This window comes from Mesorhizobium sp. L-2-11, from assembly GCF_016756595.1.
In the GTDB taxonomy this organism is placed as follows: domain Bacteria; phylum Pseudomonadota; class Alphaproteobacteria; order Rhizobiales; family Rhizobiaceae; genus Mesorhizobium.
On record NZ_AP023257.1, the window covers coordinates 6379306 to 6404556 of the forward strand.

The 25251-nt window shown below is 59.2% G+C and carries 20 protein-coding genes and 2 pseudogenes; 3 read left to right on the forward strand and 19 right to left on the reverse strand.

Going from position 1 to position 25251, the window contains the following annotated elements; genetic code table 11:
* Positions 1-147: 147 nt before the first annotated feature.
* The 3 genes from JG739_RS30315 to JG739_RS36145 form a co-directional block, all read right to left on the reverse strand.
* Complete coding sequence (locus JG739_RS30315) at positions 148-927, reverse strand: phytanoyl-CoA dioxygenase family protein (RefSeq protein WP_202364577.1); 780 nt, start codon at positions 925-927, stop codon at positions 148-150.
* 765 nt (positions 928-1692) lie between these two features.
* The gene (locus JG739_RS36140) at positions 1693-2376 is read right to left on the reverse strand and encodes a SidA/IucD/PvdA family monooxygenase (protein ID WP_274609474.1); all 684 of its coding nucleotides are present in this window, start codon (positions 2374-2376) and stop codon (positions 1693-1695) included.
* A complete protein-coding gene (locus JG739_RS36145) occupies positions 2274-3185 on the reverse strand; it encodes a SidA/IucD/PvdA family monooxygenase (RefSeq protein ID WP_274609414.1) in 912 nt (303 codons plus the stop codon). The genes JG739_RS36140 and JG739_RS36145 overlap by 103 nt, the downstream gene beginning before the upstream one ends.
* 343 nt (positions 3186-3528) lie before the next feature.
* Between JG739_RS36145 and JG739_RS30325 the strand changes: the two are divergent.
* A pseudogene (locus JG739_RS30325) lies at positions 3529-4302 on the forward strand (GDP-mannose 4,6-dehydratase); the annotation flags it as partial.
* 85 nt (positions 4303-4387) lie between these two features.
* On the opposite strand, the gene JG739_RS30330 reads toward JG739_RS30325, so the two are convergent.
* A complete protein-coding gene (locus tag JG739_RS30330; protein ID WP_244749638.1) occupies positions 4388-5233 on the reverse strand; it encodes a radical SAM/SPASM domain-containing protein in 846 nt (281 codons plus the stop codon).
* 1223 nt (positions 5234-6456) lie between these two features.
* On the opposite strand from JG739_RS30330, the gene JG739_RS30335 reads away from it, so the two are divergent.
* On the forward strand, positions 6457-7200 hold the full coding sequence (locus JG739_RS30335) for an acetoacetate decarboxylase (RefSeq protein WP_202364579.1): 744 nt from the start codon (positions 6457-6459) through the stop codon (positions 7198-7200).
* 33 nt (positions 7201-7233) lie between these two features.
* On the opposite strand, the gene JG739_RS30340 is transcribed toward JG739_RS30335, so the two are convergent.
* A complete protein-coding gene (locus JG739_RS30340; protein WP_202364580.1) occupies positions 7234-7557 on the reverse strand; it encodes a hypothetical protein in 324 nt (107 codons plus the stop codon).
* 713 nt (positions 7558-8270) lie between these two features.
* Here JG739_RS30340 and pyrE point away from each other — a divergent pair.
* Entirely contained in the window at positions 8271-8867 is a 597-nt protein-coding gene (pyrE, locus tag JG739_RS30345) for an orotate phosphoribosyltransferase (RefSeq protein ID WP_096453656.1), read from the forward strand.
* Positions 8868-9902: 1035 nt separating this feature from the next.
* Here the strand turns inward: pyrE and JG739_RS30350 are convergent.
* The 14 genes and pseudogenes from JG739_RS30350 to JG739_RS30415 all read right to left on the reverse strand — a co-directional run.
* A pseudogene (locus JG739_RS30350) lies at positions 9903-10526 on the reverse strand (NAD(P)/FAD-dependent oxidoreductase); the annotation flags it as partial.
* 172 nt (positions 10527-10698) lie between these two features.
* Positions 10699-11514, reverse strand: a complete 816-nt coding sequence (locus tag JG739_RS30355; RefSeq protein WP_244749640.1) for a universal stress protein — start codon at positions 11512-11514, stop codon at positions 10699-10701.
* A 169-nt stretch (positions 11515-11683) separates the two neighbouring features.
* Complete coding sequence (locus JG739_RS30360; RefSeq protein WP_202364581.1) at positions 11684-12469, reverse strand: response regulator transcription factor; 786 nt, start codon at positions 12467-12469, stop codon at positions 11684-11686.
* Positions 12470-12493: 24 nt separating this feature from the next.
* Complete coding sequence (locus JG739_RS30365; protein ID WP_010913614.1) at positions 12494-12973, reverse strand: NifX-associated nitrogen fixation protein; 480 nt, start codon at positions 12971-12973, stop codon at positions 12494-12496.
* A 16-nt stretch (positions 12974-12989) separates the two neighbouring features.
* The gene (nifX, locus tag JG739_RS30370) at positions 12990-13487 is read right to left on the reverse strand and encodes a nitrogen fixation protein NifX (RefSeq protein ID WP_202364582.1); all 498 of its coding nucleotides are present in this window, start codon (positions 13485-13487) and stop codon (positions 12990-12992) included.
* Positions 13453-14835 carry a nitrogenase iron-molybdenum cofactor biosynthesis protein NifN gene (nifN, locus tag JG739_RS30375; RefSeq protein WP_202364583.1) on the reverse strand — a complete coding sequence of 461 codons (1383 nt, stop codon included), beginning with the start codon at positions 14833-14835 and terminating at the stop codon, positions 13453-13455. Before nifN ends, nifX begins: the two co-directional genes overlap by 35 nt.
* 9 nt (positions 14836-14844) lie before the next feature.
* Positions 14845-16335, reverse strand: a complete 1491-nt coding sequence (gene nifE / locus JG739_RS30380) for a nitrogenase iron-molybdenum cofactor biosynthesis protein NifE (RefSeq protein ID WP_202364584.1) — start codon at positions 16333-16335, stop codon at positions 14845-14847.
* A gap of 59 nt (positions 16336-16394) precedes the next feature.
* On the reverse strand, positions 16395-17936 hold the full coding sequence (nifK, locus tag JG739_RS30385; RefSeq protein ID WP_202364585.1) for a nitrogenase molybdenum-iron protein subunit beta: 1542 nt from the start codon (positions 17934-17936) through the stop codon (positions 16395-16397).
* Positions 17937-18067: 131 nt separating this feature from the next.
* A complete protein-coding gene (gene nifD, locus JG739_RS30390) occupies positions 18068-19573 on the reverse strand; it encodes a nitrogenase molybdenum-iron protein alpha chain (RefSeq protein ID WP_202351624.1) in 1506 nt (501 codons plus the stop codon).
* A gap of 104 nt (positions 19574-19677) precedes the next feature.
* Complete coding sequence (nifH, locus tag JG739_RS30395) at positions 19678-20571, reverse strand: nitrogenase iron protein (protein WP_006331760.1); 894 nt, start codon at positions 20569-20571, stop codon at positions 19678-19680.
* Positions 20572-21045: 474 nt separating this feature from the next.
* Positions 21046-21942, reverse strand: a complete 897-nt coding sequence (locus tag JG739_RS30400; protein WP_202364586.1) for a bacteriophage abortive infection AbiH family protein — start codon at positions 21940-21942, stop codon at positions 21046-21048.
* 9 nt (positions 21943-21951) lie between these two features.
* The gene (locus tag JG739_RS30405) at positions 21952-22893 is read right to left on the reverse strand and encodes a restriction endonuclease (RefSeq protein ID WP_202308773.1); all 942 of its coding nucleotides are present in this window, start codon (positions 22891-22893) and stop codon (positions 21952-21954) included.
* Between the two features lie 128 nt (positions 22894-23021).
* A complete protein-coding gene (locus tag JG739_RS30410) occupies positions 23022-23978 on the reverse strand; it encodes a restriction endonuclease (RefSeq protein ID WP_202308774.1) in 957 nt (318 codons plus the stop codon).
* On the reverse strand, positions 23975-25240 hold the full coding sequence (locus tag JG739_RS30415) for a three-Cys-motif partner protein TcmP (protein ID WP_202308775.1): 1266 nt from the start codon (positions 25238-25240) through the stop codon (positions 23975-23977). The genes JG739_RS30410 and JG739_RS30415 overlap by 4 nt, the downstream gene beginning before the upstream one ends.
* Between the last annotated feature and the right edge of the window lie 11 nt (positions 25241-25251).

Genomic DNA, 25251 nt, shown 5'->3' on the forward strand with positions numbered 1-25251 from the left:
GCCCGGCGACACCTTCACATCGACATACCGAAGCGTCGTGACGGACTGCAGGCGATGCTCCAGTAGCCGGCAATCAAAACCATGCTCTCCGCGCATTTTTTTGGCGGCCGATCAGTTTCGTTTGCATTCCCGCCTGGTTCCGTGAGCTCAATCGCGATAGAAAATGCCGTTTGGGAGCTTGAGGTTGTCGAGATCAGCCACTTTGCCCTCTGGCGGATTAAGGGCGCGCTTAAGCACGTTATATTCAGCGCGGGTCGGTCCACCGGTTGAAGCACGCTGGAACACCAAGTAGAGCGTCCGCCGCGAACGATTGCTTTTATTCGGCTTCGAGTAATGCGGTGCATAATCGTCGAAGATGAAGATGTCGCCAGCCTTCCATACTACGGGTTCCCAGGAGAATGTTTCGGCGACCTCAGGATCAATCACCCCGCCGGCATCCATGGGAAATACCCCCTTCTTGTGGTTGCCGGGGCTGAAGAAAAGGCCACCATTGTCCGGGTCGGAATCGTCAATGCCTATGGCAACGATCGCATGGACCATCCGGTCGGGCAGCCTGTGTGGAATGTGATAAATGTCCTGATGCGGGCGATAACCGCCGCTATCGGGATAGTGGAAGATCAGCAACTCCTTGAGTCTGCGCGAATCTTCGCCAAGCAAATCCTCGACCGCAGAGTTTATGCGCTGATCTTCTAGGAGGAGAAGACGCAATGGGTCATGGAAGTCCAGAAAATTCTCGGCCTTAGAGGTGATCTTTCGATCATCAGTCGTCTTCTCGAACCACATGAGCCATTTATCATCGCTAACATCCCAGCGTGATATGTCTTCAACAGATCTGGAAATACCTTCCAGAGTCGCGGGATCGAAGAACCTCTCGAGCCTGACGTATCCGTCTTTCTTCCACTTTTCTCTTTGTGCATCGGTCAACATGCGAAAAGCCTCCTGTTGGAAAGAGTGGTTGGTCAAACATTCCGGTTAGAGGCAGTCGGGCGCCGTCAGGGTGTGGGCCCACGGAGACGATACTCCACGGCATGCAGACGGCGACGCAAAGTGCGTTCCGCTCCGGGTGGATTGCAAGGCTTTGTTGTCCCTCCTCAATGGAGAGATCGCCCAGGCCCGTAAAGATCTATCGATCCGGTACGTCTGCATGGTAGTCACGGCCGAGCATGCTGTTGATGGTACGACTGCCCGATAAGACGACCTTTCGTGCAGCCTGACGCAACGCAAGTCGTGCGCCGCGAAAATTTTTGCGACAAGTTCCCGTTCCGGTCGGGCGATCAGGGAGGCACGTCGCTGGCATCGGGTCCATCGATGCTCCAAAAACGAGTATTGTCCGCACAAGTTCGGCGCTAGACTGACCCATCCGAGGCCAAGCCGGGCCCAGGGCTTCCCTAAGCTCGTCCCGATCATTTACCTCACCCGGCCCAGCCACCACACGCATCGCTACGGGCCGGAAGCCTCCGCTGACGGCCGACGCAGCCATGGCCGTCAGGGCCATTGCACACTTTCGAGTGAGCGACCTGGTACGGTTTCGACGACCGTGGGGCAAATCCTCGCCCGCAGAATAAAGCGATGCGCCCATAGGTCCAAGGGCATGTTCAGTCACGATGAGTTCGGAGCGGACTCCGGCCGTCGCCGCAGCGGAGGCGGATAAAATTCCTTGGATGCCACCGCCGATGATCAGTAGTCGCTGAGTCATATCCCGCTGCCCATTTCTTCGGCTACCGGGTCGGGCCAGCTCTCGACGGTGGTACGGCTGATAAAGCCAGGATGCTCAGGGTTCGCGCACGGCGCGCGCTGTAGAAGGCTGTCAAGAATGCGGCGAGCTCGCCAAGCCAGCAGGCTTAGGTTCGGATCGGCCAGCCCGCGCTGCCCGGGATTGGCGTTCTGTACGAAGATGCGTCTGTCACGCGGTCCGTCCCAGCACACCGAAAAATCCGCGTTGATGACCAACTCATTGTCGGTCTGTTGCAGCCGATCCGCCATCGGTTCCAAAAAGCTTGGCACGGCGTTCTCGTAACCGGTGGCCAGGATGACGATGTCGGCCGTGACTTCTTCGACGTCGCCCAAGCCGCGCTGCAGCGTCAAGTTGTGACCCGCGCCGGCGTTGATGCAGCGCGAAACGTTGCAACCCGGCCGCAGTGCGATGTCACATAGGTCTGGCTCAAGAAATTCGTGGCGATACAGCGCCTGGTAGACGGCGCGCAAAGTGCGATCCGAAATACCATCCGAGGCGAGCACGAAACGCCGCAGGAACAGCTTGCGCTGCGGCTCGCTCATTGCCGCGAAACGATCCGAAAAACAGGGCATGAACAACTCGTTTGTGAACGGGCTGTTGTCGAGGGGCAGGTAGTTTTCGCGCTGCGAGACCCAGGTGATCGAGGCAGGCCGCCGTTCTCTTGGCCCACCGACCAAATGCAACAGTACCTCGGCTCTCCCGACTGGCCTCCACCAACGACGCAAACATGTTTTTGCCGCACCTCAGGATGGATGTGCAGCAAATCGGATGAATGGAACAGGTTGCGTCCGATCCAGCCCTGAAATTGAGGTGGAATCCACGCTTGCTTGCCGATGCCGACCACCAGGTCTCTGGCACTAAGCACCGCGTCGTCCGTCCGCACCCGAAACTCGCCATCATAGCGTATTTCGCGGACGGTCTCGCCGCCGCGCACAAGTGGGTTCCTGCGGAACGCCCAGTTCAGGTATTGCTCGAACTCAGCCCTGAGCACAGCATCGAACTGTGCATTCAGGAAGTGGTACAGACGCCCGTTCTCGTGCAGGTAGTTTATGAAAGTGTAGGCGGATCGCGGATTCACCAGCGTTACCAGATCCTTGACGTGGCTGACCTGGAGTTCTGAAGAGTCGAATGCGCTGCCTGGATGCCAGCGGAAGTCAACTTGCCGATCCAAGAACAATGCCCCGTGCCCGATTTGCTCGTGTATCTGACACGCAAGGCTCAAATTGGACGGGCCAGCACCGATCCCAATGCAAGAGAGATCCAGTTGTCCTGCTCCTGCTGACGCCTCCCAATCAGGCGCTATATGCGGCGAATGTCGGCCATGGCCGCTGGGCTTGCCCTTCCCGCACGCATCGTCGACACCGCAGGACTTGCAACAGTTTGTCCGCGCGTTCGTAGTATCGGGTGTGACGCCCGCGGATGCCGGCTCCGTGATGAGATCGGCACTCATGCCGGCGATATGTTGCGCGTGGCTGGCATCGAGAACCCCGCCTCGATGACCCCCGCGTGGTCAGTGACATGCTTTCGCAGCCTATCCCTCATTGCAATTGGGCTCAGTTGCCCGCCTCGACCGTGATGAGCCGACCTTCGGCCTGCTTGGCGACCAGCGAGGGCGCGGTCATGAGTGCGGCGACAGCATTTTCCCGTGGGTTTGATCATAGAAGACATCCGCTGCTGCGTTCGGGAGGGTCCCATGCATCGAACGTGCCAGAGCAAAACATGAGAAAAGCAACGGAAGCAGGTTTGCGATCCTGTCGAGTATCCGACATTGAGGCCGAAACCTTGCACCGGCTGCGCAAAGCCACGTGCAGTCTCCCTCGGGACCGGGAATACAGCGCCAATGCCGATACGCTCGGCACGCTGCTGCTGCCGAGCGATCCGCATTCTTCGTCTCGAGAAAGAAACGCGGTTCTACCAGGCGTCAACTTCCGAACTCTTTGGTTCGGTCCAGGGCATCCCGCAGCAGGAGAGCACTCCGTTTTATCCACGCTCGATCTGTGCGGTGGCGAAGGTCTACGCCTACTGGATCACCATGAACTACCGCGAGGTATACGGGCTCTATGGCATCCTGTTCAATCACGAAGGGCCGACGCGCGGCGAAACTTTCATCACGCGCAAGGTGACGCGTGCGGTGGCTCGATCATGGCCGGCAAACGGGACTGTCTCTATCTCGGAAACCTGGAAGCAAAGCGCGACTGGGGCTCGGCGCGCGCCTATGTCGAGGGCATGTGGCGCATCTTGCAGCATCAGCCGGACGATTTCGTGCTGGCAACCGGCGAGACACACACGGTCCGCACCTTTGTCGGGGCTTGCCTTCAGGCGAGTCGAAAAGGAGATCGCCTGGGAGGGCGAAGGCGTTGACGAGGTGGGCCGTGAACGCATGAGTAATCAAGCGCTGATCCGGATCGACAAACGCTGTTTCGGGCCAATCGAGGTTGACCTGCTGATCGGCGATGCCTCCAAGGCAGCCGACAAAACTCGATTGGAAGCCGAAGACCACTTTCGATGAGTTCGTCTCGGAAATGGTCGAGGCTGACTGCCGCGCCTACGGGATCGTGTTAGCGTGACGTGAAAACACGATGACTTCGCGGGCATGTGCATCTTGCCGTTTCAGGGACGTCGGCATTTCAGGCCCGCCGCGGTCAGCCGGCGTCAGTCAGTTCTATCGTTTGGATCGGCAAACTCACACATCCTGCAAAGCAGAAAACCAGCCGCTCCATTCATGCGATCGACGATTTCGCAAAAAACTGGGCTTTTAAAGAGATCGCCATATTCGTCGCATAGAAGGTTGCCCAATACGTGACGCCGCTCAAAATCCATGGAGCAGAGAGTGACCTCGCCGTTTGGAAGGAGTACATTCCGATACTGCCGTTCGTCCACGCATATCAGCGCTCCGACGACTGGCTGCCGTGGTTCTACAATCTTAGGGTCTACGCTTCCACCCCTGCTGCTCACCGGTCGCGCGCGAACTAGGGCTTGGGCAGGGATAATGTCGGCGATATCGGGATGGGGCTCACCCAAAACCACGAATCGGATCGAAGGGATGTCGGCGTCGACGAGTTGACCAACCAAATCGCGATACTTGGCTCCGACAAGGCGGCTATTCATGTGGGCGCCATCATCAAAAACATGAACCACGAATACCCCCAACCGCAGCGCCTGCAAGCGTTGTAGATCCTGCCCCTTCATTCCCACAAGCGTCGTGAAAATCCTGATGCCGTGGCCTTTGGCGGAAGCGTGCTCGACCATTTCGGTGCAATCCGGATTGAGCCATGGCTCAGAATACCCGGCAAAACTAATGTCGACGGAGGCTGGTACGCGCGCCAGACAGCGCTTGAAATCTCCAAGACTAAGATGCTTCGTATCAGATACCTTTGTTTGCCGGTCAGCGAACTTGTCCTGCGGACAATATGAACATCCCACGATGCACCCTGTGGTCGTCGTTATCTCCAAAACTCTGCCGGCTGGGATAGCAGAGCGCAGTTCCGGTAAAATCATTCGTTGTGACTCCCACTCGTCTTGGTCATGCATAACGTCCAGTATGGTGTCTTTGGCTTCATGACACCGACGGTCAAGACAGTCCGAATGAGCCCAGCCATCTCCGCCTTGGCAGCAGTCAACAGCCGGTTTCCTCAATCGGCCGAGCGGACTATCAACGAACTTTGGGCGCATCGGCGCGGCAGGGCGGCGCAACCGCAAAGTCGCGCGTCAGCCATTGCCAAGGTGTAGCCGTGACCGTTGAGCGGGCGCGCCGCCGAGATGGCGCAGCAGACCATCAATCGTCTCGCGTTCTTATGCGGTCAGCCCCCACTCAACATTGCCGCATCTCCAGCAAAGGCCGTGCCAGCGCGCTTAGCCGCAGCAACTGCACGAGTAGGCTTCGAGAAACCTCACGCCCAAGGCGGCCGGTTGTTTTGGACCAGACATGTTTTTTGTCGCTGTCAGCTTTTGGACATGCATTTCAGACGCTTGAGGACAGACTTGGCTGTCTCCCCTGCGGTAATGTTGGCGTCGGCTCATCATCTAGACTAGCATCATTTCGGCGCCGGCTGTGTGCGCGGAAGATCTACACGACCTGACCGCCGCGTGCAGCGACTGCCTGCCGGCTCATAGCTGATCTTTTCTCCTGAAGCCGGCGATGGGCCAGGCTGTCGAGTGCGTGTTGCCGGATGCTGCGTATGCTGTTTCGCTAGACGGCGGATACCGCGTCACCTCCATATTTTCGCGACAGAGGTTTGGTGGCGTCGCGGGCCTTGCTGCTACATCACCGCAGTGCTCGGGAATTCGTATCTGATCCGCGTGAGGCGAAGACCTTCTCTCTCGACTGGCTCGCCGAGGCCGTCTGTCCTGCTAGCCTCGAACGATTTCTCATTTGGCATGGCGCATGCGCGTCGATCCGCAAACCCCGTCGAGGAGAAATCGGACCTGGCCGCCACTCCACCTCCTCCTACCACGAGGGCAGACGGGAAGCAGCGCCTTCAAATGAGGAACAAAATCACCTTACCTCGAATCTTGCCTCCCTCGATCACAACCGGAGCCATGGAACCGCGTGCGCGACCATCGCCAATGATCGCGCCCCAAGGCAATTGCCCAGCGCAAAATGGCTACGCGCGATTACGCCATGCATCCCTTACGAGGCTGCGACAGCACCTCGGAGAGCCTCGCCGCCATCATGCAGACCGAGCTAAGCCCACTTGATCCAGCACAAAGGAATTTCAAACATGCACCAAGATACCGTCCGGGCGACCGCATTCGCCATGCCCCTGACCAGCCCGGCCTTCCCGGCCGGCCCATATCGCTTCGGCAACCGGGAGTATCTGATCATCACATATCGCACCGATCCGCAGAAACTGCGCGACCTTGTGCCGGAGCCGCTTCAGGTGTGCGAGCCTCTGGTCAAATTCGAGTTCATTCGCATGCCGGACTCGACCGGCTTTGGCGACTACACTGAAAGCGGGCAGGTCATCCCGGTCTCCTTCCGAGGCCGCAAGGGCAGCTACACCCACTGCATGTTTCTCGACGACCATCCGCCGATAGCGGGCGGACGCGAGTTGTGGGGCTTTCCCAAGAAGCTCGCTAGCCCAACGCTCCGAACCGAGACGGATACCCTTGCTGGCACGCTGGACTACGGGCCGGTCCGCGTCGCGACGGGTACCATGGGCTACAAGCACCGAGCCGCCGACCTCGCGAGCGTCAGGGCCTCGCTCGCTGAACCGAACTTCCTCCTCAAAATCATCCCGCATGTCGACGGTACGCCGCGCATCTGTGAGCTCGTGGAATATCATCTAGAGGACGTCCATCTGAGGGGCGCCTGGACCGGGCCGGCAGCCCTGAACCTCTGGTCGCATGCGCTTGCCCCCGTCGCCGAACTGCCGGTGCTGGAAGTAGTCTCGGCCGTCCACTTCGTCGCAGATCTCACGCTCGCGCTCGGGAAGGTCGTCCACGACTATCTCGCGAAAGCCTAGCCTCGCCATCGGAAAGGAAGAAACCATGAACTTTTACAGTGATATCTCATTGAACCAACGCCATGGGGAGCCGGTGGCCGGCTTCTCGACAAGGTGGCGCTGATCACCGAAGCCGCGAGCGGGGTCGGCAAGGATAGCGCGGTTCGCCCGCGAGGGAGCAAGAGTGGTCCGCGGATCTTGATCACAGCGAAGTCCAACAACGGCGTCCGGGATCGATCGGTTGACAGAAAATGGTTGCCAGCGAGAGGGGCAGGTGGAAAGCAGCTGATGCAGGCGATCGAAACCTTCGGGCGCCTCGATGTCCTGGTCAGCAACGCCGGCGTCCAGAACGTAGCGCCGCTTGTCGAGTTCTGCCACCAGGCACTTCCCGCCCGTTATAGGCTCCATGTCACGGTGTCGGCGAACTCAATGCCACCAAAATCAGTGTAAGGCTCGGTCTGCTGTTCGGCGTCTGCCTCAGAGGCAGACGCTCGCCCTGTCGCCGATATCGCGTCGAGACTCGGCCTGCAGGGGAGGTGGACTACGGCCTACCTTGGACTTTGCTGCTGGCTTTTACCGTCGTCAGACGAAGCGAGCCGAATGTTGCGCCGCGGTGCTGATGAACGAAATTCTCGGCGACTCGACCTTTACCTCGCCTTTACGAGGAGTTTGCACGAAAAGCGCGGCCTTGCCCACTCGTACCACAAGAGTGACACGGGGCCGACATGGCGGCCGAAACGCTCACCTCATGCGCAACCTGGTTAAGAAGCTGGCGCAAACGGGGCCGAGCGTGGCGGAACTCGAGGGGACGAGGATGAAACGCCCAAATCCTCAAAGAGACGGCCCGCGTCGAAAAAACCCGTGCCTAGCCGAGATTGGGCAAGGGCCGGGAGCCAAGGCTACCCAGCCGTAGCGAAGCCCGTGATCACGCTTTAGGCACCCAACAACGATAATGGAAAAATCTGCGCGAAACGGTCGCACCGGTATTGACATTAATTGACACACCCCGCGAACACTTGCATAAGCCACATAGCGGTAGTGACTAGGTGCATGCCGCAGCCAATTTTTTCCCTACGGGCGAGGTCTGATCTATGGCGGCACTGGCGAAATTCAGACCAGTTGATTCCGGCCAACACGACAAGGACGAACTCCGCGAGATTGTCCGTGAGCGCTCTTTTCGATTCGGACGCTACACGCTCTCGTCGGGCATAGAGAGCGACATCTATTTCAATATGAAGCCTACCATGATGGTGGCGCGAGGCGCGCAACTTGCCGCTCTTGAATTCCTAAAAATAGCTGAGCAAGTGAAAGCAGAGTACGTCGGCGGTCTTGAAATGGGAGCGGTCCCCGTAATCGGATCGATGGCGGCTGTCAGCTCGATGATGAACAAACCCATAAACACGATCTTCGTTCGCAAAGTTCCAAAGGCCCATGGCACAAGGGACGTGATTGAAGGACTTGGGCCTAAAGAAGATCTCGAGGGAAAAGTGGTCCTGATCGTTGACGACGTTGCCACAAGCGGCAAGTCGATATTGAAGGCGATTGAAGAGGTTCGCCGCGTCGGCGGCATTGTGGGTGACGCTGCTTGCCTCGTGGACCGTGACGAGGGAGCTACGGCGCTGCTAGCCCAACATGGCGTCACGCTGCACTCCGTACTGCATGCGAGCGAATTTGTGGAACGCCACTGACAATCTCATACAACGTCTTTCCGGCGACCTAGAGGACATTCCGCCGCTTTGCAGCGAGTGCAGGCGCCTCGCGAGTAAGAGCGATTGCCCCTGCCCATCCTCCCTGCTTTTGGTGCAACATATGCTCGCTGCCGTTCACCAGCGGCTTGACGCCATTGACTACCTCTCAGAGCAAGGCGCCATAAGACTGAAGGCTTTTACCGATTATCTGGCGGCGGTCGTTCGAATAGCTTCAGAGAGCGGCGACGCGGTACCCTGGATTGATCTAGCAACCCGGTTTAGCGCTCTTTTCGGTCCCGACGAGGTTGCCCATTGATCTCGCGCTTATTGCTTTTTCGTGGAACGAGCAGCCTCGTCGGCAAATGCGTCATCGATCGCCAGCGGCGTGCCGGCGCATATGCGAGCGAAAAGCGCCGAGCTGCCGGTGATGAATCTCGAACGTGACGACGCCGATTGGCGCGATGCGCGTTGGCTCGGGGCCCTCGTACCCAAGTATGGGTGCGTTCCCATTCCGCGGCATCATGCTCGCGATCCCGTCTGTGCCGTTCTCAAGCAAGCGAGCTCGAGCGAACCGCCCCGGGTTGCGGATTTCGACAATCGTTGGTGGAGTTGGCTGGCGAATTGGCGCGTTCGGCCTTCGGTTGGAAGACCGGCTTGAGGCGGGCCAACGAACGGAATTGGCGAAGCCACGCTGGAGTATGCCTTCACTGGGGTCGCGTCCCTGCACGTGCTGTAACGTAGCTTTAGCGAAGCCGCTCGCGAGCGCGCCCTCATAGCGCCGAGCGGGCGAGCGGCTTCGGGGCGGGCGCAGAGGCTGGGTAGACGGGCCGGACTCACCTCACCCGGTCCAGCCACGACATGCATCGCCAAAGGCAAGGACCCCGCTGACCGCGCCCGCAAGGGGGGAGATTGGCCGTCATCGCTGCCTTCGCCAATCTCCAAGGCTAGAAGTTTGGAGCCGCCAGGGAAGCTGCCGGTCTCCCCCCTTGCGGGGGAGATGGCCGGCAGGCCAGAGAGGGGGCTGTCCCGCCAGCGTTAGATCACATTCAATTCCCTGAACGCCCGCCCTTCAGCGACACGGCTGTACCCAAACGCCGAGCAGTCCACCGTGCGGTAGCCGCCGTGCACGATCAGCTCGGCCAGCGCCTTGCCGACCGCCGGCGCCTGCTGCAGGCCGTGGCCGGAAAAACCATTGGCGAAGAGGAAACTCTTAACCTGCGGATGCGGGCCGATCACCGCGTTCTGGTCGAGCGTGTTGTAGTCGTAATGGCCGGCCCAGGCGCGTGTCGGCTTGATCGCCTCGAAGGCGGGAATGCGGGTCGCCAGCACCGGCCAGATCACCTCTTCGAACAGCGGCCAGTCGACCTCGAAATCGGTGGGGTCGGCCGGGCCGTCGCCTTCTTCCGGTTCGGCGCCGCCAGTGAGATAGACCGAGCCTTCCGGCCGGACATAGATGCCGGAGGGATCGACCAGCAGCGGCATATCAGAATATTTGTCGCGCGCCTCGAAGACGAAGACGTTGCGCTTGCGCGGCTCGACCGGCAACACCAGCCCCGCCATGGCAGCCACCGTGCCGGCATTCGGCCCGGCTGAGTTGACGACGATGCCGACTTCCAGCCTGTCGCCATTGTCGAGGCTGACACTGGTCACGCTCTGGCCGTTCCACGCCTTGCGCATGACTGGAGAGATTTCCGGCGGGCGTCGCCTCCCGAGCAATGCTTTTCATGTTCGTTACTCTTCGTAAGATCGATTATTTCGATGGAGCCCATCTACGTATGAATGCAGGCGTCACAGTAGAGCTTTGAACAGCATCGGTGCGGGTCCGGAACCGTCATCGAGCCAAAAACAGCGGCAATGTCGGCTTTTCAAAGATCCATCTGGTCACACCGCCAAAGAGCCGCTCACGCAGCCGGCGGCTGCCATAGGCGCCCATGACGATCATGTCGGCAGAAATGTCGATTGCGTGCTGCGCAAGCACCGTGGCCGCCGATTTGCCGGCACTTGGCAGGAGGTCAACCGACACCCGAGCACCGTGCCGAGTGAGATAGGCAGCGATGTCGGTTCCAGGCTCCGCGCCGTTCCCGTTGTAGTTGGCCTTCGGATCGACCAGGGCGACACGAACTTCCTCAGCAACGCATAGGAGGCCCAGCGCTTCTCGAACCGCACGGGACGCCTCGACTCGCGAATCCCAACCGACCAGGACGCGCCGTGGCCACAGCGTCGCCTCAGCCCCCTTCGGCACAACGAGCACCGGCTTTCCCGTATCGAACAAGCAGCCGTTGACCACAGGAGGTCCGAGATTCTCGTCGTTGAGGAGCCCCGGTCCGATGATCGTGAGGTCGGCGCAGAGCGCCCGCTGTCGTGCCACTTCACCGAGGCTGGCCGGATCGTAATAGTCGGTGTCAACGTCATAGGCGAGCGACATAGATTCCAGCAGTTTCTGAATATCTCTGGAGCGTTTTTCCAGTCTGACCGCGTTCTGTGTAAATCGATCGATTTGCCGAAACCGATCGTTCAATCTGGCAATTGCCTGTCCACGTGCTACCGGCCACTCTGGGACACCATCTCCGATCCGCCGATGCGACATAAGGAGCATCGGAGCGGGTATAATCAGTACGGAAAGGTGCGCGCCGATCTCCGCACACAAGCCGGCAGCAGTTCTGACGTCCCGATCGGAATGGTCAGCGCCGGTCGACAGAGTACCGTTTTAAAGCCCATTTTCCTGCTTCTTCCTGAGTGTTCGATGAGGGCGTTTCAGGCCGCAAGACCGGCTCACAGCGCGAGGAAAGGGAGTGGAACCACACTCGGCACTCAATTCAGCCGTCCAGCTTCTCGAGCGAGTAGCCGGCCGACCTGACGGTACGGATGACGATACCCGTCGAGGCCGCCTCCAGAGCCCTTCTGAGCCGACTGATGTGGACGTCGACTGTGCGTACACCGACATGGATATTGGCCGGCCAGGCCCCGCCGATCAGCTCGTCCCTACTGAAGACCTTGCCGGGCGCCTCGAGCAAATGCCGCAGCACGTTGAACTCGATCGGTCCGAGATGGATGTCATGGCCATTGCCGCAAACCCGGTGGGCATCGAGCTTCATCTCAAGGCTGCCATAGGAAAGCCAGCTGTTGTTTTCAATCGCGTTTGAACCCGGCTTCGGCAGCGCCAGCCTCGTCCGCAGACAATCGAGCAGCTTGGCCGGCGCCACAGGCCGCACAAAGCTCTCGTCGATGCCGGCCTTCAACAGATCGAGGTGCTGGTTCTCGGCGCCGGGCGCGATCAGGGCAATGATGGGCAGGCCGCCGGTCCGGGGTTCCCGCTTGAGCCGGGCGCAGATTGCGGACCCGGTAAGGCTCGTTGGACCGCAGTCCAGCACCACGGCCTGGAATTCCCGTTCGTCGGCCTTTGCAAGTGCTTCCTTGGCGCCGCCTGCCGGCTCACTGACGAAGCCGTCCACCTCCAGTATGTGGCTGAGGAACAGATAGAACTCCGCATCTTGCGAACAGATCAGGACGAGTGGCTTCATCAGCGCTACCCCGAGAACCACATTGGCCTCGACCGCGTCGGCCGCGTGGGCTGGCCATCGCGGCTCCTCAAGGCCTGACATGATCCTCTTGCTCGAAAATTGGTTTCATGCCCGTGCCACCTCGGGATAGGCGTCGATAGCTGCGATGGCATCGTCGACCAGTTTCGTACCGGCGGCGGCGAGTTTGCAGAACGTCTCGAAGCCGAACCGATGGACGTCGCGCACGGTCTTGGACAAAACGACCAGCCGCCCGGCGGTGAAAAGCACGCGCCCGAACCCCTCATGGCTCATTTCGATCATCGGCGATGCCATCAGGCCGGAGCGCTCCTCGATCGCAAGGGCGACGGCAGTGTAAAACTTGTCGAGCCTCCACAGCACGTCCGGATCGGGATCGCCGATGATTGGGATCGTACGACGCCGTTCCTTGCTGACGATGAAGTCGGCCAGCAACTCGGCATCCGCTGTGCCGTCCCATGACCCGTGGGTATCCTGAGCACGGATCAGCCGCACGAGGCATTTGACGAATGGGCTGGCAAGGGCGGCCTCGTCATCGTTGACAGCAGGGCTGATCGCGACTTCAAACATTTTGCACTTCCTCGTTTTAGTCCTCGTCCTCGAAGGAGGGTTTCTTTTCGGCGACACCAGCTTCGGCCAGCACCTTGCGCAGCCAGGGCGGAGGACACGTTCTCAGCATCATCTGCGTGCGCAACAGCACCTCTTGGATGGTTTGTGGCTGCGGCACCTTGATTGGATGGATTTTTGCCGAAATAACCTTGGCTGCCGAAGGCCCGCCGATGGCCAGACAAAACAGCAGATGGCAGCCCTTCAGCGCCTCCACCTTCGGCGTGACGCGGTCATCGCCCTCGGTCCGACGCTTCCCGCTCTCATCGGAAACGTCATCGAAGGCCACGGCTTCCACGAGATGCCACTCCTCGCGCGTCACGTCGTAGACAGCAAAGCGCTTGGCCGACCCGAAATGAGCATTGAGATTCGTCATGTCTTGCGTGGCGATGGCTACGCGCAATGCGCCTACTCGTCGTTCCGGCATTGGTGCGTGAACCTCGTCAGTGACGAGTGAGAGGCGACGAACGGAGCTCATCTGGCATTTCTCGTTTCCGGAATGGATCAAGCGCCTCAGGCGTCGGCGCGTGCTGGTTGGCCTGAAAGATATTGGCAACATCGAAGATCAGGTCGCGGGTCCCCCGATAGAGGATTGTGAGCTTGTGCTGGCTGCCAAGCCGGTCGAAGATCGGGAAGCCGACGCGCATGAGCGGAATGCCAAGGCGTCGCGACGCGTGGCGACCGTGGGAATGTGTTACGAGAAGATCCGCGCCCGCTGCAAGAGCTTCCAAATCGCCGAGATCGCCGATCTGAACCCACTCCGCCGGTACTTTCTGCAGAATCTTCGACAGATCGGTCGTCGTGACCGCCGCCGCGATGTCACAGCCCATGCCGGTGAAGAAGGTTGCGAGTTGATAGAGTTGGTCTGGGTCAGCAGCGATCGCAATTTTCTTGCCTCCGAAATGGAAATGTCCGTCGAGCAATGCATCCTCCAATTGCGCCCGGTGACGGCGAACCCGGGCCGGCACCGCCGCGCCCGAAACCGCCGATAGCAGCGAGACGAACCGGTCGACGGCCTTCAATCCGGTCAGCGACTGGAACACCGCGTAAGGCACGCCGGTCAACCCGTGCAGCGTTTTCGCCGGGTGGCGCATGTGCTCGCCGATGACGATGCATTGCGCGGCCGTGCCAAGCTCGCGGATTTCCTCGACGCTGGTGCCGCCATAGGTAGTGGTTACCCAGCGGTCAGGAACCGTGCCGTCGAGTGAGCCGGAGACGTCCGGAAGAATAACCGGCCTGAGACCAAAACTTTCAACCATGTCACGCAAATGCTCGACGTCAGCGACAGTGAGGTTGCATCCGGGCAGGATCGCGATCTTCTTCGGCTGCCGCGTCCGTTCGCCCGACCGTGTAATCCCTTCGATCATCGCCGCGACAGCCTTGGCCCAGCCCTCTTCGATCGCGCCGTCAAAATCGGGCGTGTTGGCGAGCACGACCTCCGTACCCGCGAGCTCTTCCACGTGCTTCAGCTTGACGTTGGCGATATCACTCGCGCAATCTTCGCCACGGGTCTCCACCAGCGCGGTCGTGCACACCCCTATCAGCTTTGGCTTTGTGCGGGTTTTGAGGTTGAGGATCGCCTCTTCCAGATGGTCCGCTCCGCCGAGTATGGTTGCCACCTCGTCCAACGCCGTTGTCTGCAAGGGGATCGCTTCCTTGAAATGCCGCACGAAGAGCACGAGCGCGAAGCTGGTGCAGCCCTGGCTGCCGTGGAACAGGGGCATCGCACCGTCGACTCCAAGAAAAGCAAAGGCGGCACCCAGTGGCTGCGACGACTTCAGCGGATTGACCGCCGCTGATTTGGTATTGCGAAGGATGCGGACCATCGGATTTCCTCAACGGTCGCCGAAGCGGTGAGCCGTCGCGCCGGCGAATTCATTGAAGGCGTTCACAGTCGCGGTCCCGTTCTTCGTGCTCGCCAGATCGTCCTCCAAGTCAGGCTGGCAATCCCACGGCGCCGACTCCCGCACCTGGCCCCAGATCGGGTTATGAATGGCGAGGTCGATCTGCCGGACAAGTTCCACCATGCCATCATAGCCGGCATAAGGATGTTGGCGCTCCTGGTTGATATCGAGCCAGGGTGTCTTGGCCTTCAGGGCGACGAATTGCGTGCGCCCGCCCGACAGCATGATGTCGGCCTTCTGTTTTGAGAGCATGGCGTAAAGATCGCGCGCTGCCATCTGCTCGAACATGTGGTTTTCGTCCTTGAGGATCCGTTTGATCCGCTCCTTGTCTTCGACTGTGGATTTCTTGACCGAGGTGCCGACGATCTCCATGCCGATCTCCATCAGCGCGTGGACGACCGACCAGGACTTCACACCGCCCGTGTTGAGCAGCACGCGCTTGCCTTGAAGCCGCCGGCGGTAGGCCTCGAGGTTCTTCCACGCAATCGCCTCCTGCTCAGCAATCAGCGTCTCCGTGCGATCGAGGATCTCCGCATCGGCGCCCTTCCTCACCAGCAGCTCAGCAATATTGCGAAGTGCTTCCGAGGTATCGGTTATGCCGTAGAAAGAGCCCTCGAAGTACGGGATGTCCCAGCGCTCCTCCATCTTGCGGGCCAGATTGATCAGTGCGCTCGAGCACACCATCATAGCCGCCCGGGCGCGGTGCGCGGATGCAACGTCGATGTAACGCGCATCGCCCGGTATGCAAGCGCGCACCCGGATGCCAAGCCGATCAAGCAGCGGCTTGACCAGCCAGAATTCGCCGGAGAGGTTGAATTCGCCAAGGATGTTGATGTCGTAGGGCCCGGCGTCGTCGGGTTCCACCGTGCCGATGACATGATCGAGCAACGCTTCGGCGGCGAGTTTGTTGCCGAGGTTCTTGGAGCCGGCCAGGCCCGGCGCATTGATCGGCACCACGGCCAGTCCGAATTTTTCGGCCGCGCGTTTGCACACGGCCTCGATGTCGTCGCCGATCAGCGCCGTCACGCAGGTCGAATAGACGAAGACTGCCGGCGGCGCATATGTTTCCTTGATCTCGCGGATCGCCTTGAATAGCTTCCGCTCGCCCTGCCCCATCACGATGTCGAGTTCGGTGAGGTCTGTTGTGAAGCTTGTCCGCCACAGGGTTGGCCCGGACGAAGCTGCGCCTCTGTTGTCCCAGGAATTGCCCTCGCAGGCGAGCGGCGCATGGACCAGGTGCGCAACGTCGGTGATCGGCTGCAGGACGATCTTGGCGCCGTCAAAGGCGCAGCCGCCGGCTGACGCCCCGGGGGTCAGCGGCTTCGAGCAGCCCTCCTTGCGCGCCTTGGCATCCTTGCCGCGGTTGGTATCGCAGGCGGGCTCGTCGAAAACGTCCTGGATCTTGGCACTGAGCGAGGTCATTGCGTCAGTCTCCGAAGTCCATTGGGCATGGGCGGCCTCGGCGAAAGGCCGGCACGGGCTTAGCGGGTGAGGTCATAGGAATAGTCCGTCACGCCTGTTTCGCTCGTCTCGCGATCGAGCTTGTCGAATATCTTGTCGAGGATCGTCGTCAGCACGCGTAATCCACCCTGGTAGCCCATGAGGGGAAAGCGATGGTGATGGTGCCGGTCGAAGATTGGAAACATCAGCCGGATCAGCGGCGTGCCGGTGTCGCGCTCCAGATACTTGCCATAGGAATTGCCGATCAGCAGGTCCACCGGCTCTGTAAACAGCAGCGAACGCATCGCCCAGAGATCCTTGCCCGCCCAGATCTGGGCATCCTGGCCGAAGGACGAGGATGCAAGCAATTCCTTCATCTCGGCCTCCCAGGCCGATGTCCCGTTGGTCGCGAGGCAATGTGTCGGCTCGCCACCGGTCTCCATGACGAAGCGGGCCGTGGCGTAGACGAAGTCCGGATCCCCATAGATTGCGTACTTCTTGCCGTGCAGCCATGACTGGCTGTCCGCCACGGCGTCAACCAGTCGGCCGCGCTCCATCCGGATTGTCTCGGGGATCTCCTGGCCGGAAATCGCCGAGACCTTCATCAGGAATTCGTCGGTCGCCTGGACACCCAGCGGATAGTGGAAGGATGCCGTCGCTTGCCCGACCTCGTCGCAATATTCCAGCGTCTTGCGGGTGTTGTAATGCTGCAGCGACAGTGTCGCCTCCGCGTTGAGTGCGCCTTTCAAGTCTTCGATCTTCGTGCCACCGTCATACATGCGGTATTCGCCGTCAGACGGCGTGTCGAACTGGTCTGAGGCGTCTTGAATGACGGTATAAGTGACACCCATCAGGTCGAGGAGGCGCTTGAGTTCTCGGTTGTTTCCGACGCAGAATCCGTCGAAGCCTGGAATGATGTTGATGGTCCCAGCGGCTTGCGAGCGCTCGCTGCCCTTCCAGAAATGCTCCAGCACGCCCTTCACCATGCCGTCATAGCCATCGATATGGCTGCCGACGAAGGCAGGCGTATGCGCGAAAGGCACGTCGAAGTCGCTCGGGACCGAGCCTTCGTTCTTGGCGTTCTCGATGAAGCTCCGCAGGTCGTCGCCAATGACTTCAGCCATGCAGGTGGTCGAGACGGCGATCATCTTGGGGTCGTAGAGCTTGTAGGTATTGGCGAGTCCGTCGACCATGTTCTTCAGGCCGCCAAACACTGCCGCGTCCTCGGTCATCGAGGAGGAAACCGCTGACGAAGGCTCCTTGAAATGTCGCGACAGATGCGAGCGGTAGTAGGCAACGCAGCCCTGGCTACCGTGGACGAAAGACATGGTGCGCTCGAAGCCCGCGGCCGCGAACACCGCACCGAGCGGCTGGCAGGCCTTGGCGGGGTTTATGACAAGCGCCTCGCGAGCGAGGTTCTTTTCGCGGTATTCCCAAGTCTTGGTCAATTCGCCTTGATCGGTGACGATCTGATCAGGGTGCGGACATTCGAAATTCAGTTTCTTGTCGGCAAGCATTTGTCTGTATTCCGGCTCGCGGAACAGGGGAGCATGGTCGAGAACTTTTTCGGCCGATTGCGGCATGGTGGTCACCTTTTCCATCTGGCTGCGGCAAGCGGCAGCACAGAGACATCAAAGCGTTAAAGGGCATCCCGCGTGGATCGAGCGCGCCCCAAGCATTTATCGGCCTCCCTGCCAGGGAGGCAGGCCAGTCCTCATTCGGCGGCGACCGCCGTCGGCGGCGCGTCCTTCATCTTTTTCCACGGCGCGCGGTAGAGATCCCAGACCGGGTTGTTGATGGCCAAATCCATGTCGCGGGCGAAAATGGCGAAGCCGTCATAGCCGTGATACGGGCCGGAATAGTCCCAGGAGTGCATCTGGCGGAACGGGATGCCCATCTTCTGTACCGGGTACTTCTCCTTGATACCGGAGCCAACGAGATCCGGGCGGATGCCTTCGATGAACTTCTCCAGCTCATAACCGGTGACGTCGTCATAGACGAGCGTGCCACTCTTCACGTAATGGCCGGTGCGCTGATAGTCGTCGTTGTGGGCGAATTCGTAGCCGGTGCCAACGATCACCATACCGAGGTCTTCGTAAGCAGTGATGACGTGACGGGGGCGCAGGCCGCCGACATAGAGCATCACCGTCCTGCCTTCGAGGCGCGGTTGGTACTTGGCGATGACGGCATCGACCAAGGGCCGGTACTTGGCGATGACCTTTTCGGTCTTCTCCTCGATTTCCGGGCCGAAGTGTTTGGCGATGTTGCGCAAGGAGGCCTCGATCTGGGAGGGGCCGAAGAAATTGTATTCCATCCAGGCGATGCCGTACTTTTCCTCCATGTGCCGGCAGATGTAGTTCATCGACCGGTAGCAGTGGATCAAATTGAGCTTGGCCTTGGGCGCGCGCTCTATCTCGGCGAGCGTGGCGTCGCCCGACCAGTTGCCGACCACCCGAAGTCCAATCTCCTCAAGCAGGATTCGCGAAGCCCAGGCATCGCCGCCAATGTTGTAGTCGCCAACGACGTTGACGTCGTAAGGGCCGGACTCGAACGCGACATCGTCCTTGTCGAAGACCCAATCGCGGATCGCATCATTGGCAATGTGGTGGCCGAGCGATTGTGAAACGCCGCGGAAACCTTCGCAGCGCACCGGTACAATCGTCTTTTCGTGCTCCTTGGCCTTCTTGCGCGACACTGCCTCGATATCGTCCCCGATCAGGCCGATCGGGCATTCGGACTGCACCGAGATGCCCCCACTGAGCGGAAACAAGTCCTCGACCTCGTCGATGATCTTTTCCAGCTTCTTGTCGCCGCCGAAAACGATGTCCTTCTCCTGGAAGTCGGAGGTGAACTGCATTGTCACGAATGTGTCGATGCCCGTCGTGCCGACGTAATAGTTGCGGCGTTGCGACCAGGAATATTGCCCACAGCCGACCGGCCCGTGCGAGATGTGGACCATATCCTTGACCGGACCCCACACCACGCCCTTGGAGCCGGCATAGGCGCAGCCGCGGATTGTCATCACGCCCGGAATGGATTTGATGTTCGATTTGACGTCGCATTCGGAAAGGCCCTTGTCCTCCCCTCCGGCCTCGTCCTTGCTCGTTGCGACACTGAGGTGCTTCTTGCGACGCTTCGCCGCCTTGTCTGGATATTGGGACAGCACGTCTTCGATAAGCTTCGCATGCAAGGCGCCGTCATTCTCATAGTCGAGGCCCATGGGACCTGCCCCTTTCAAGGTTCGGGTAACGCCTCGCCAACGAGGCCTTGTTTCGTAGAAAGGGGCGTCAGGTCACGGTCTGCGCCCCCTGTCGGTAGCGGCGATTACTGAGCGACGGCCAATTTCGCTTCCTTGGCCTGAAGCTCGGCAAGCATCTGCTCGTCCGTCTTCATGATGCCGAAGTCGAGCAGCATGTCCTCGAGCTCCTCCATGGTGATTGGGGTCGGGATGGTGCCCTGGCCCGAATTGACATGGATCTTCTCGGCCAACGCGCGGTACTCCCCTGCCTGTTTGGAGTCCGGCGCATATTGGATTACCGTCATCTTCCTCAGTTCGGCGTGCTGGACGATGTTGTCGCGCGGCACGAAGTGGATGAGCTTGGAATTGAGCCTGGCGGCCAGCGCCTCGGAGAGGTCGAGCTCGCGGTCGGTCTGGCGCTCGTTGCAGATCAGCCCGCCGAGCCGCACGCCGCCCGAATGGGCGTATTTCAGGATACCCTTGGCGATGTTGTTGGCGGCATAGAGCGCCATCATCTCGCCGGACATGACGATGTAGATTTCCTGGGCCTTGTTTTCGCGGATCGGCATCGCAAAGCCGCCGCACACCACGTCGCCCAGCACGTCGTAGGAGACATAGTCGACATTGTCATAGGCGCCGTTTTCCTCGAGGAAGTTGATCGAGGTGATGACGCCACGGCCGGCGCAGCCGACACCCGGCTCGGGGCCGCCGGACTCCACGCACTTGATGTCTTTGTAGCCGATCTTGAGCACGTCCTGGAGTTCAAGGTCTTCCACAGAACCTTCTTGGGCGGCGAGATGCAGAACGGTATCCTGCGCCTTTGCGTTCAGGATCAGCCGGGTGGAGTCGGCTTTGGGGTCGCAGCCGACGATCAGGATTTTCTGTCCGAGGTCGACCAGGGCGGCTAGCGTATTTTGAGAGGTGGTGGACTTGCCGATGCCCCCCTTTCCGTAGAATGCGATCTGACGCAGACCTGACATGTTGCTTCCTTCCTTCTTTCCATCCATAGCGGTTACCGCGACTTCAATGCCGGTCGGCAGATCCCGCCGCCTCGCACCGATCGTTTCAAAACTCGTGCCAATTCGGCCGGTTGGATCGAAGAAGAAATTTTATGATTGCTTTTCAGCTGTTTAACATTTGGCAAAAATATTAAATTGGCTAAATAAACTTGTGTCGCGGGCCCGACAAAGGCGACAGGAGATGTCGGACGGCGTTGAGTGAGACGTCGGCCGCGGAGCCCGGAAAGAAGCTAGTTGTCAAAATCTGATGGAGTAGATGCCCCCTCGCGTCTTCACCCCGATTTGGTCGGTTTGCCCGTCGGGATTGTAGCTCGGCCATCGGGCGCCACGTCGGATAATTTCGCGGGTCAGGCCTGGACTAAAGCAAGGGTCGTATGGCAGCCACAGCGGTCTGGTCGCTGAAAAGGGGACATTCTTGGAAAGGATCAGAATTGTTCAGAAATCGATCAAACGTGCGAGGCTTATAAGACCAGGATCAATTCCCAGCTCCGACATTGGAGCCTGCGCCGCCGCTGGATTACTGTGATAACTAACCTTCCACGTCACCGTTGTTGCATCGATGTGCTTGGTTATTTCCTCGAGATATGGCGCGTCCACCTCCGAAAGGGAGTGTCCCATGACGAGGATTCGACGCACTGATCTCAGGCTATGGAAGAACGGCTGCTGCTGCAGGATGATTTTGTCGGTCGGCTTGAACGTCGCCGAAAAATAGTCGTCGACGATCCTGTTGCCCTCAAGGACGCGTGTGTCCGCAGCCTCGACATCGACGCCGTGATTGAGGGAGTCCGCCAAAGTGCGCTGCCATGCATGGCCGAGCACGAGTTGGTCAGTAGAGCTACTGGCTTGCCCGTGAATGTGCAGAACCTGGCTATCGGCAATTCCATAAGCCTTCTGAAGTGTCGGCGTATAATTGAAGTTGAGATAACGCGCGGTCGGGTCGAGTGGTAAAGGTTTGCCGGTGAATGAATTGGCTGCGGGGATGCGAAGCTGTCGAATCCAATCGGCGAACCGTCCACGCATTGTAGAAGAAATAGCCTCGACGACGCGGTTCAGTTCACACTGATAGTCGTGATGGCCTGAATCACTCCAGTCCTCCACTCCATAGGACATGAGAAATTGAGAGGCATAGTCAATAACCGTGTCGACATCGAAGTCGGCCAGCCTCGCCTCGAATTCCCACCAGAACGCGTCGTCGACTGCAAAATATGTCTCGACTTCGCGATAGGTGGCCAGATCGACTTCCTTGAGATATCGGCCGAAGTCCAGGTAATCCGATGGAATATCGTGATAGCGGTCAAAGCCATTGCCGATGATGTATAACGTGTCGCTCATCAGCCTGCTTTATTCCAGAGTTACGCTGAAGCTCGGATATGGCTTTCGAAATGCAGTAAGGACGCGATCGCGGGCGTGGTCCATTTCCCGGGCAGCGGCATCGGTCAACATGAAGGTCGGACAGGACGGATCGCCACAGCCGCACGGCCTGATCGCACCGATTGAAAGCAAGGTTTTATAGCGGCGACGAAGGTGATCTAGTTCACGCACCGTCGCTTCGAGGGCCGATCGGACGCTTGGATCACGGATGTGATGCAACGAGGGAAGGCGATGGATTTCTACGCCTTCACGGGTTTGCCAGATGCCGGTGCTAAGCACGCGAATGGTGTCTTCGACGGCCTGTAGGAAGGCTGGAAGGTTACTCTCCTGCTGAAAGGGTGTTCGAAAGGCCGGTCTATCGAAGGCCCGCGCAAGCATCGCCAGTGTCTGGTCATCGGTAATAGCCGAGAACCGGTCAACGAAATCGCGCAGTTCAGCCGCGGTGTCGGGAAAGGGGACCCCTTCGACCAAACGTCGAAGGAGGAACTCGGCGCGGAGCCTCAGATGTTCTTCAAACTCTGAGCCCGACCAAATCGTGACGCGAGCCACTCCCAGCTTGTTGGCCGCAGCTTTCACTTCGTCCCGCCGCTGAGCGGAGACGCTGCATCGACAAACAAACTTAAAGGTCGCCGGGCGCCCGAACGCAGCACCGATTGCCGCTGACATATCCTTCTCGGCCTTTGTCTGAGTAAGACTTGCGCGGTTTACGCATTGAATGACAGTCCGTTCGTCCGGCCGGTCGTCGAATGGCCGAGTGCCGACGATGTCTCGCCCTTGATCGCTGCCGGTCTGGCCGTACCAGGCGAGGTCGGTCCATCCCTCACAGAGGTGATAGGCAAAGACAAGTCGTTCGAACTCGGACCCACTGAAATCCTCGAAATGAATCGGTCGAACTGTCTGGGCGATACTCATAGAGATCCCTTCCTGGGACGCACGCCCCTAGCCAGGACCCTCACAGCAGATTGTCCGATTGCTGCGCATTTGCAGGGTCGGGCGGGGGCACAAACTGGTCGATGTTTTTCAAAAGGCAATGTGTGTTGCTATTTCTCGGCATCAAGCCAATTGCTTCCTGTTCGCAGATCGGCGGGATCCTCGGAGTCTTTTGGGATCTGGAGGGAGATGCGCCAATCGTTCGTTTTTCGCCGGCGCGAGGCGAATTCGACGCGCTGGATCGCGGCCATCTCGTCGGATGCGTACTCGACCTTGTGCGCCGCATCGAGAGTGATCTGCTCGGCCTCTATCCAAAGCGCGACCGTCAGTAGGACGTCACCGAGCACGCAGGGGCCGTCGGCGGTGGTGAGGGTGACTGAGCCGGGATAAGGAAAGCATGCGGTGCGGAACGCAGGCGGTTGCGCCTTTTGAATGCCGTCAAACGGATCTGCAGCCCCTTGGATTTGGTGCCACAGATCAGTTAGAGACCAAGTTGTGTCGGACTCGGTGTTGCGAAAGATCGGCGCGAGCGGGTCAGTATCCTCCGGTAAAGTAAAATCCACGTCCTGCGGACTGGGAACTTTCCAATCGAGCGAACGGAATCTCCGGATGCCGATCCGTGCAATGCCGCAGGCCCTATGCCAAAAGAGCACAAAGTCCAGTCGCAACAAGATCGAGTTGATTTCCGCAACCGTAATTTCCGAAATTTTCCGCAGGGAAATGCCCGCATGAGACGCGGCAATCTGAGCCTCCGGGGAAAAGCCAGATGCGGTGACGGCAATGGTTCGATCCGCGCCAATCGAAGACTTCTTTGTGGCTAGCTGCTCGATCCAGGTGACATCCTGCAGCCTTGATCTGCGTCGACATTCGATTGTGACAAGCATTTCGGTCGTGCCGACTTTGGCACGAATGCTGGCATCCACTTCCCTCAGCCGACCTGTGAGCTTGCAACGCAGACGATCCGGTGACTTGACGATCAGCCCCCGGGGGCCTGCGTCGGCCTCGATCCGCGCGATCAGGCGTTCGAATTCGCGCCATTCGGGATCCCGATGTCGGTTCGCGGTCATTCTTTTGGACCGCCTCTTGTTCCGGCATTCAGGAACATTGGGAAGAAGCTGATCTGCTTCTTCATTTTGATGACGTCATCAACGCCAATCGTATTGGCCTTCCGTCGCTCCCCGCCGGCGGGTGTTATCACCTCAAGGTCTGGGTTTTCGATGATCGCTGCATGGACATCGTCGGCGTGCGCCGGGGTAATGTTGTATATGCTTTCGTAGAAGTCCATGACAGGCATGGCGTCTCCGCATTCCATGATCAGGCGCGGAATGTCTCCGAGAAGCTGGTTCTTTGCCGATACGCGACCGCTGATGTCGAAGAGGTAGAGCATGCCTTCATCATGCTTTGGATCGTAGGAGAGCATGTTGAGGCCGGATCGACCGAAGTGTGCCTGTAAGCTGGCGTTGTCGTGAAGAATGTTGTTGTAGACCTGCCTTGCCCGATAGGCATTCGCAAAGTGGATCAGCCAGTACCGCCACCCGCCGGGATTATTGATCGAGAACGGGCTGACATAGGGGGCGCACAATCGGAAAGCGTCAAAGACGATTTTCTCGGCTGTGCCGAGCCAGTCCTTTTGGCTCATTAACGCATCGAGCGCCTGGATATCGTTGCTCGTCAGCCCGAGATGATCGAGCTGGGCGCGAAGCCGCTCCGGCTGGTCCTTTTGAAGGAATGCGAGCAGCGAACTGATGACGAAGGTGTAGAAAATCTCAGCCGCGGGATAAGAGTGCATAATGTCGAGGATGGTGTTCCGCTCGACATGGCTGTGACCGCATTGATCGAGGTTGAAGATGACGCTCCGATAGCGGCCTTGCCCCAACAGGCTCTTGATATCGGGATAAGCGGCTTCGAAGAACTCGTTCAGATATTCGACCCGCAGATGCAGCTTGGGGCAGCTCTGGCTAGCCTCTGCTTGCATCGGTGCGACATGCGTCTTCAGAAGTTCGATCGCATCGCGGTTGGCGTCGTTGAATACGAGGAGGCATTCGACTTCGACAGCGCCAAGCCCTTGGACGGCGCGCTGCGTGTTCACAGCCTCGACTGCTCGTTTTAATTCCTCGATGAAAATCAACGGCGATCCAGGTGAGCCGCACTGGTAGCGCCCGCCGCCAGCGAAACCGTCGACGATCGCGAGGCGAAATCGCTCCTGCTGAGGCAGCCTACAGCGGACCGTCAGGTAGTCGAATACATATTCTCGCAAAATTTTATGTTTGCGGCGAGAGTGTTCCTCCAGCTTTGCTCCGTCGGCCCATTCATATCGTTTTTCGACCACTTTGCTCCCCC

What these genes read in the sequence shown, in the direction of transcription:
- JG739_RS30315 (WP_202364577.1), bottom strand. Translation starts at nt 927, where the DNA reads ATGTTGACCGATGCACAAAGAGAAAAGTGGAAGAAAGACGGATACGTC.
- JG739_RS36145 (WP_274609414.1), bottom strand. Translation starts at nt 3,185, where the DNA reads ATGAGTGCCGATCTCATCACGGAGCCGGCATCCGCGGGCGTCACACCC.
- JG739_RS30330 (WP_244749638.1), bottom strand. Translation starts at nt 5,233, where the DNA reads ATGATTTTACCGGAACTGCGCTCTGCTATCCCAGCCGGCAGAGTTTTG.
- JG739_RS30335 (WP_202364579.1), top strand. Translation starts at nt 6,457, where the DNA reads ATGCACCAAGATACCGTCCGGGCGACCGCATTCGCCATGCCCCTGACC.
- pyrE (WP_096453656.1), top strand. Translation starts at nt 8,271, where the DNA reads ATGGCGGCACTGGCGAAATTCAGACCAGTTGATTCCGGCCAACACGAC.
- JG739_RS30360 (WP_202364581.1), bottom strand. Translation starts at nt 12,469, where the DNA reads ATGTCAGGCCTTGAGGAGCCGCGATGGCCAGCCCACGCGGCCGACGCG.
- JG739_RS30365 (WP_010913614.1), bottom strand. Translation starts at nt 12,973, where the DNA reads ATGTTTGAAGTCGCGATCAGCCCTGCTGTCAACGATGACGAGGCCGCC.
- nifX (WP_202364582.1), bottom strand. Translation starts at nt 13,487, where the DNA reads ATGAGCTCCGTTCGTCGCCTCTCACTCGTCACTGACGAGGTTCACGCA.
- nifN (WP_202364583.1), bottom strand. Translation starts at nt 14,835, where the DNA reads ATGGTCCGCATCCTTCGCAATACCAAATCAGCGGCGGTCAATCCGCTG.
- nifE (WP_202364584.1), bottom strand. Translation starts at nt 16,335, where the DNA reads ATGACCTCGCTCAGTGCCAAGATCCAGGACGTTTTCGACGAGCCCGCC.
- nifK (WP_202364585.1), bottom strand. Translation starts at nt 17,936, where the DNA reads ATGCCGCAATCGGCCGAAAAAGTTCTCGACCATGCTCCCCTGTTCCGC.
- nifD (WP_202351624.1), bottom strand. Translation starts at nt 19,573, where the DNA reads ATGGGCCTCGACTATGAGAATGACGGCGCCTTGCATGCGAAGCTTATC.
- nifH (WP_006331760.1), bottom strand. Translation starts at nt 20,571, where the DNA reads ATGTCAGGTCTGCGTCAGATCGCATTCTACGGAAAGGGGGGCATCGGC.
- JG739_RS30400 (WP_202364586.1), bottom strand. Translation starts at nt 21,942, where the DNA reads ATGAGCGACACGTTATACATCATCGGCAATGGCTTTGACCGCTATCAC.
- JG739_RS30405 (WP_202308773.1), bottom strand. Translation starts at nt 22,893, where the DNA reads ATGAGTATCGCCCAGACAGTTCGACCGATTCATTTCGAGGATTTCAGT.
- JG739_RS30410 (WP_202308774.1), bottom strand. Translation starts at nt 23,978, where the DNA reads ATGACCGCGAACCGACATCGGGATCCCGAATGGCGCGAATTCGAACGC.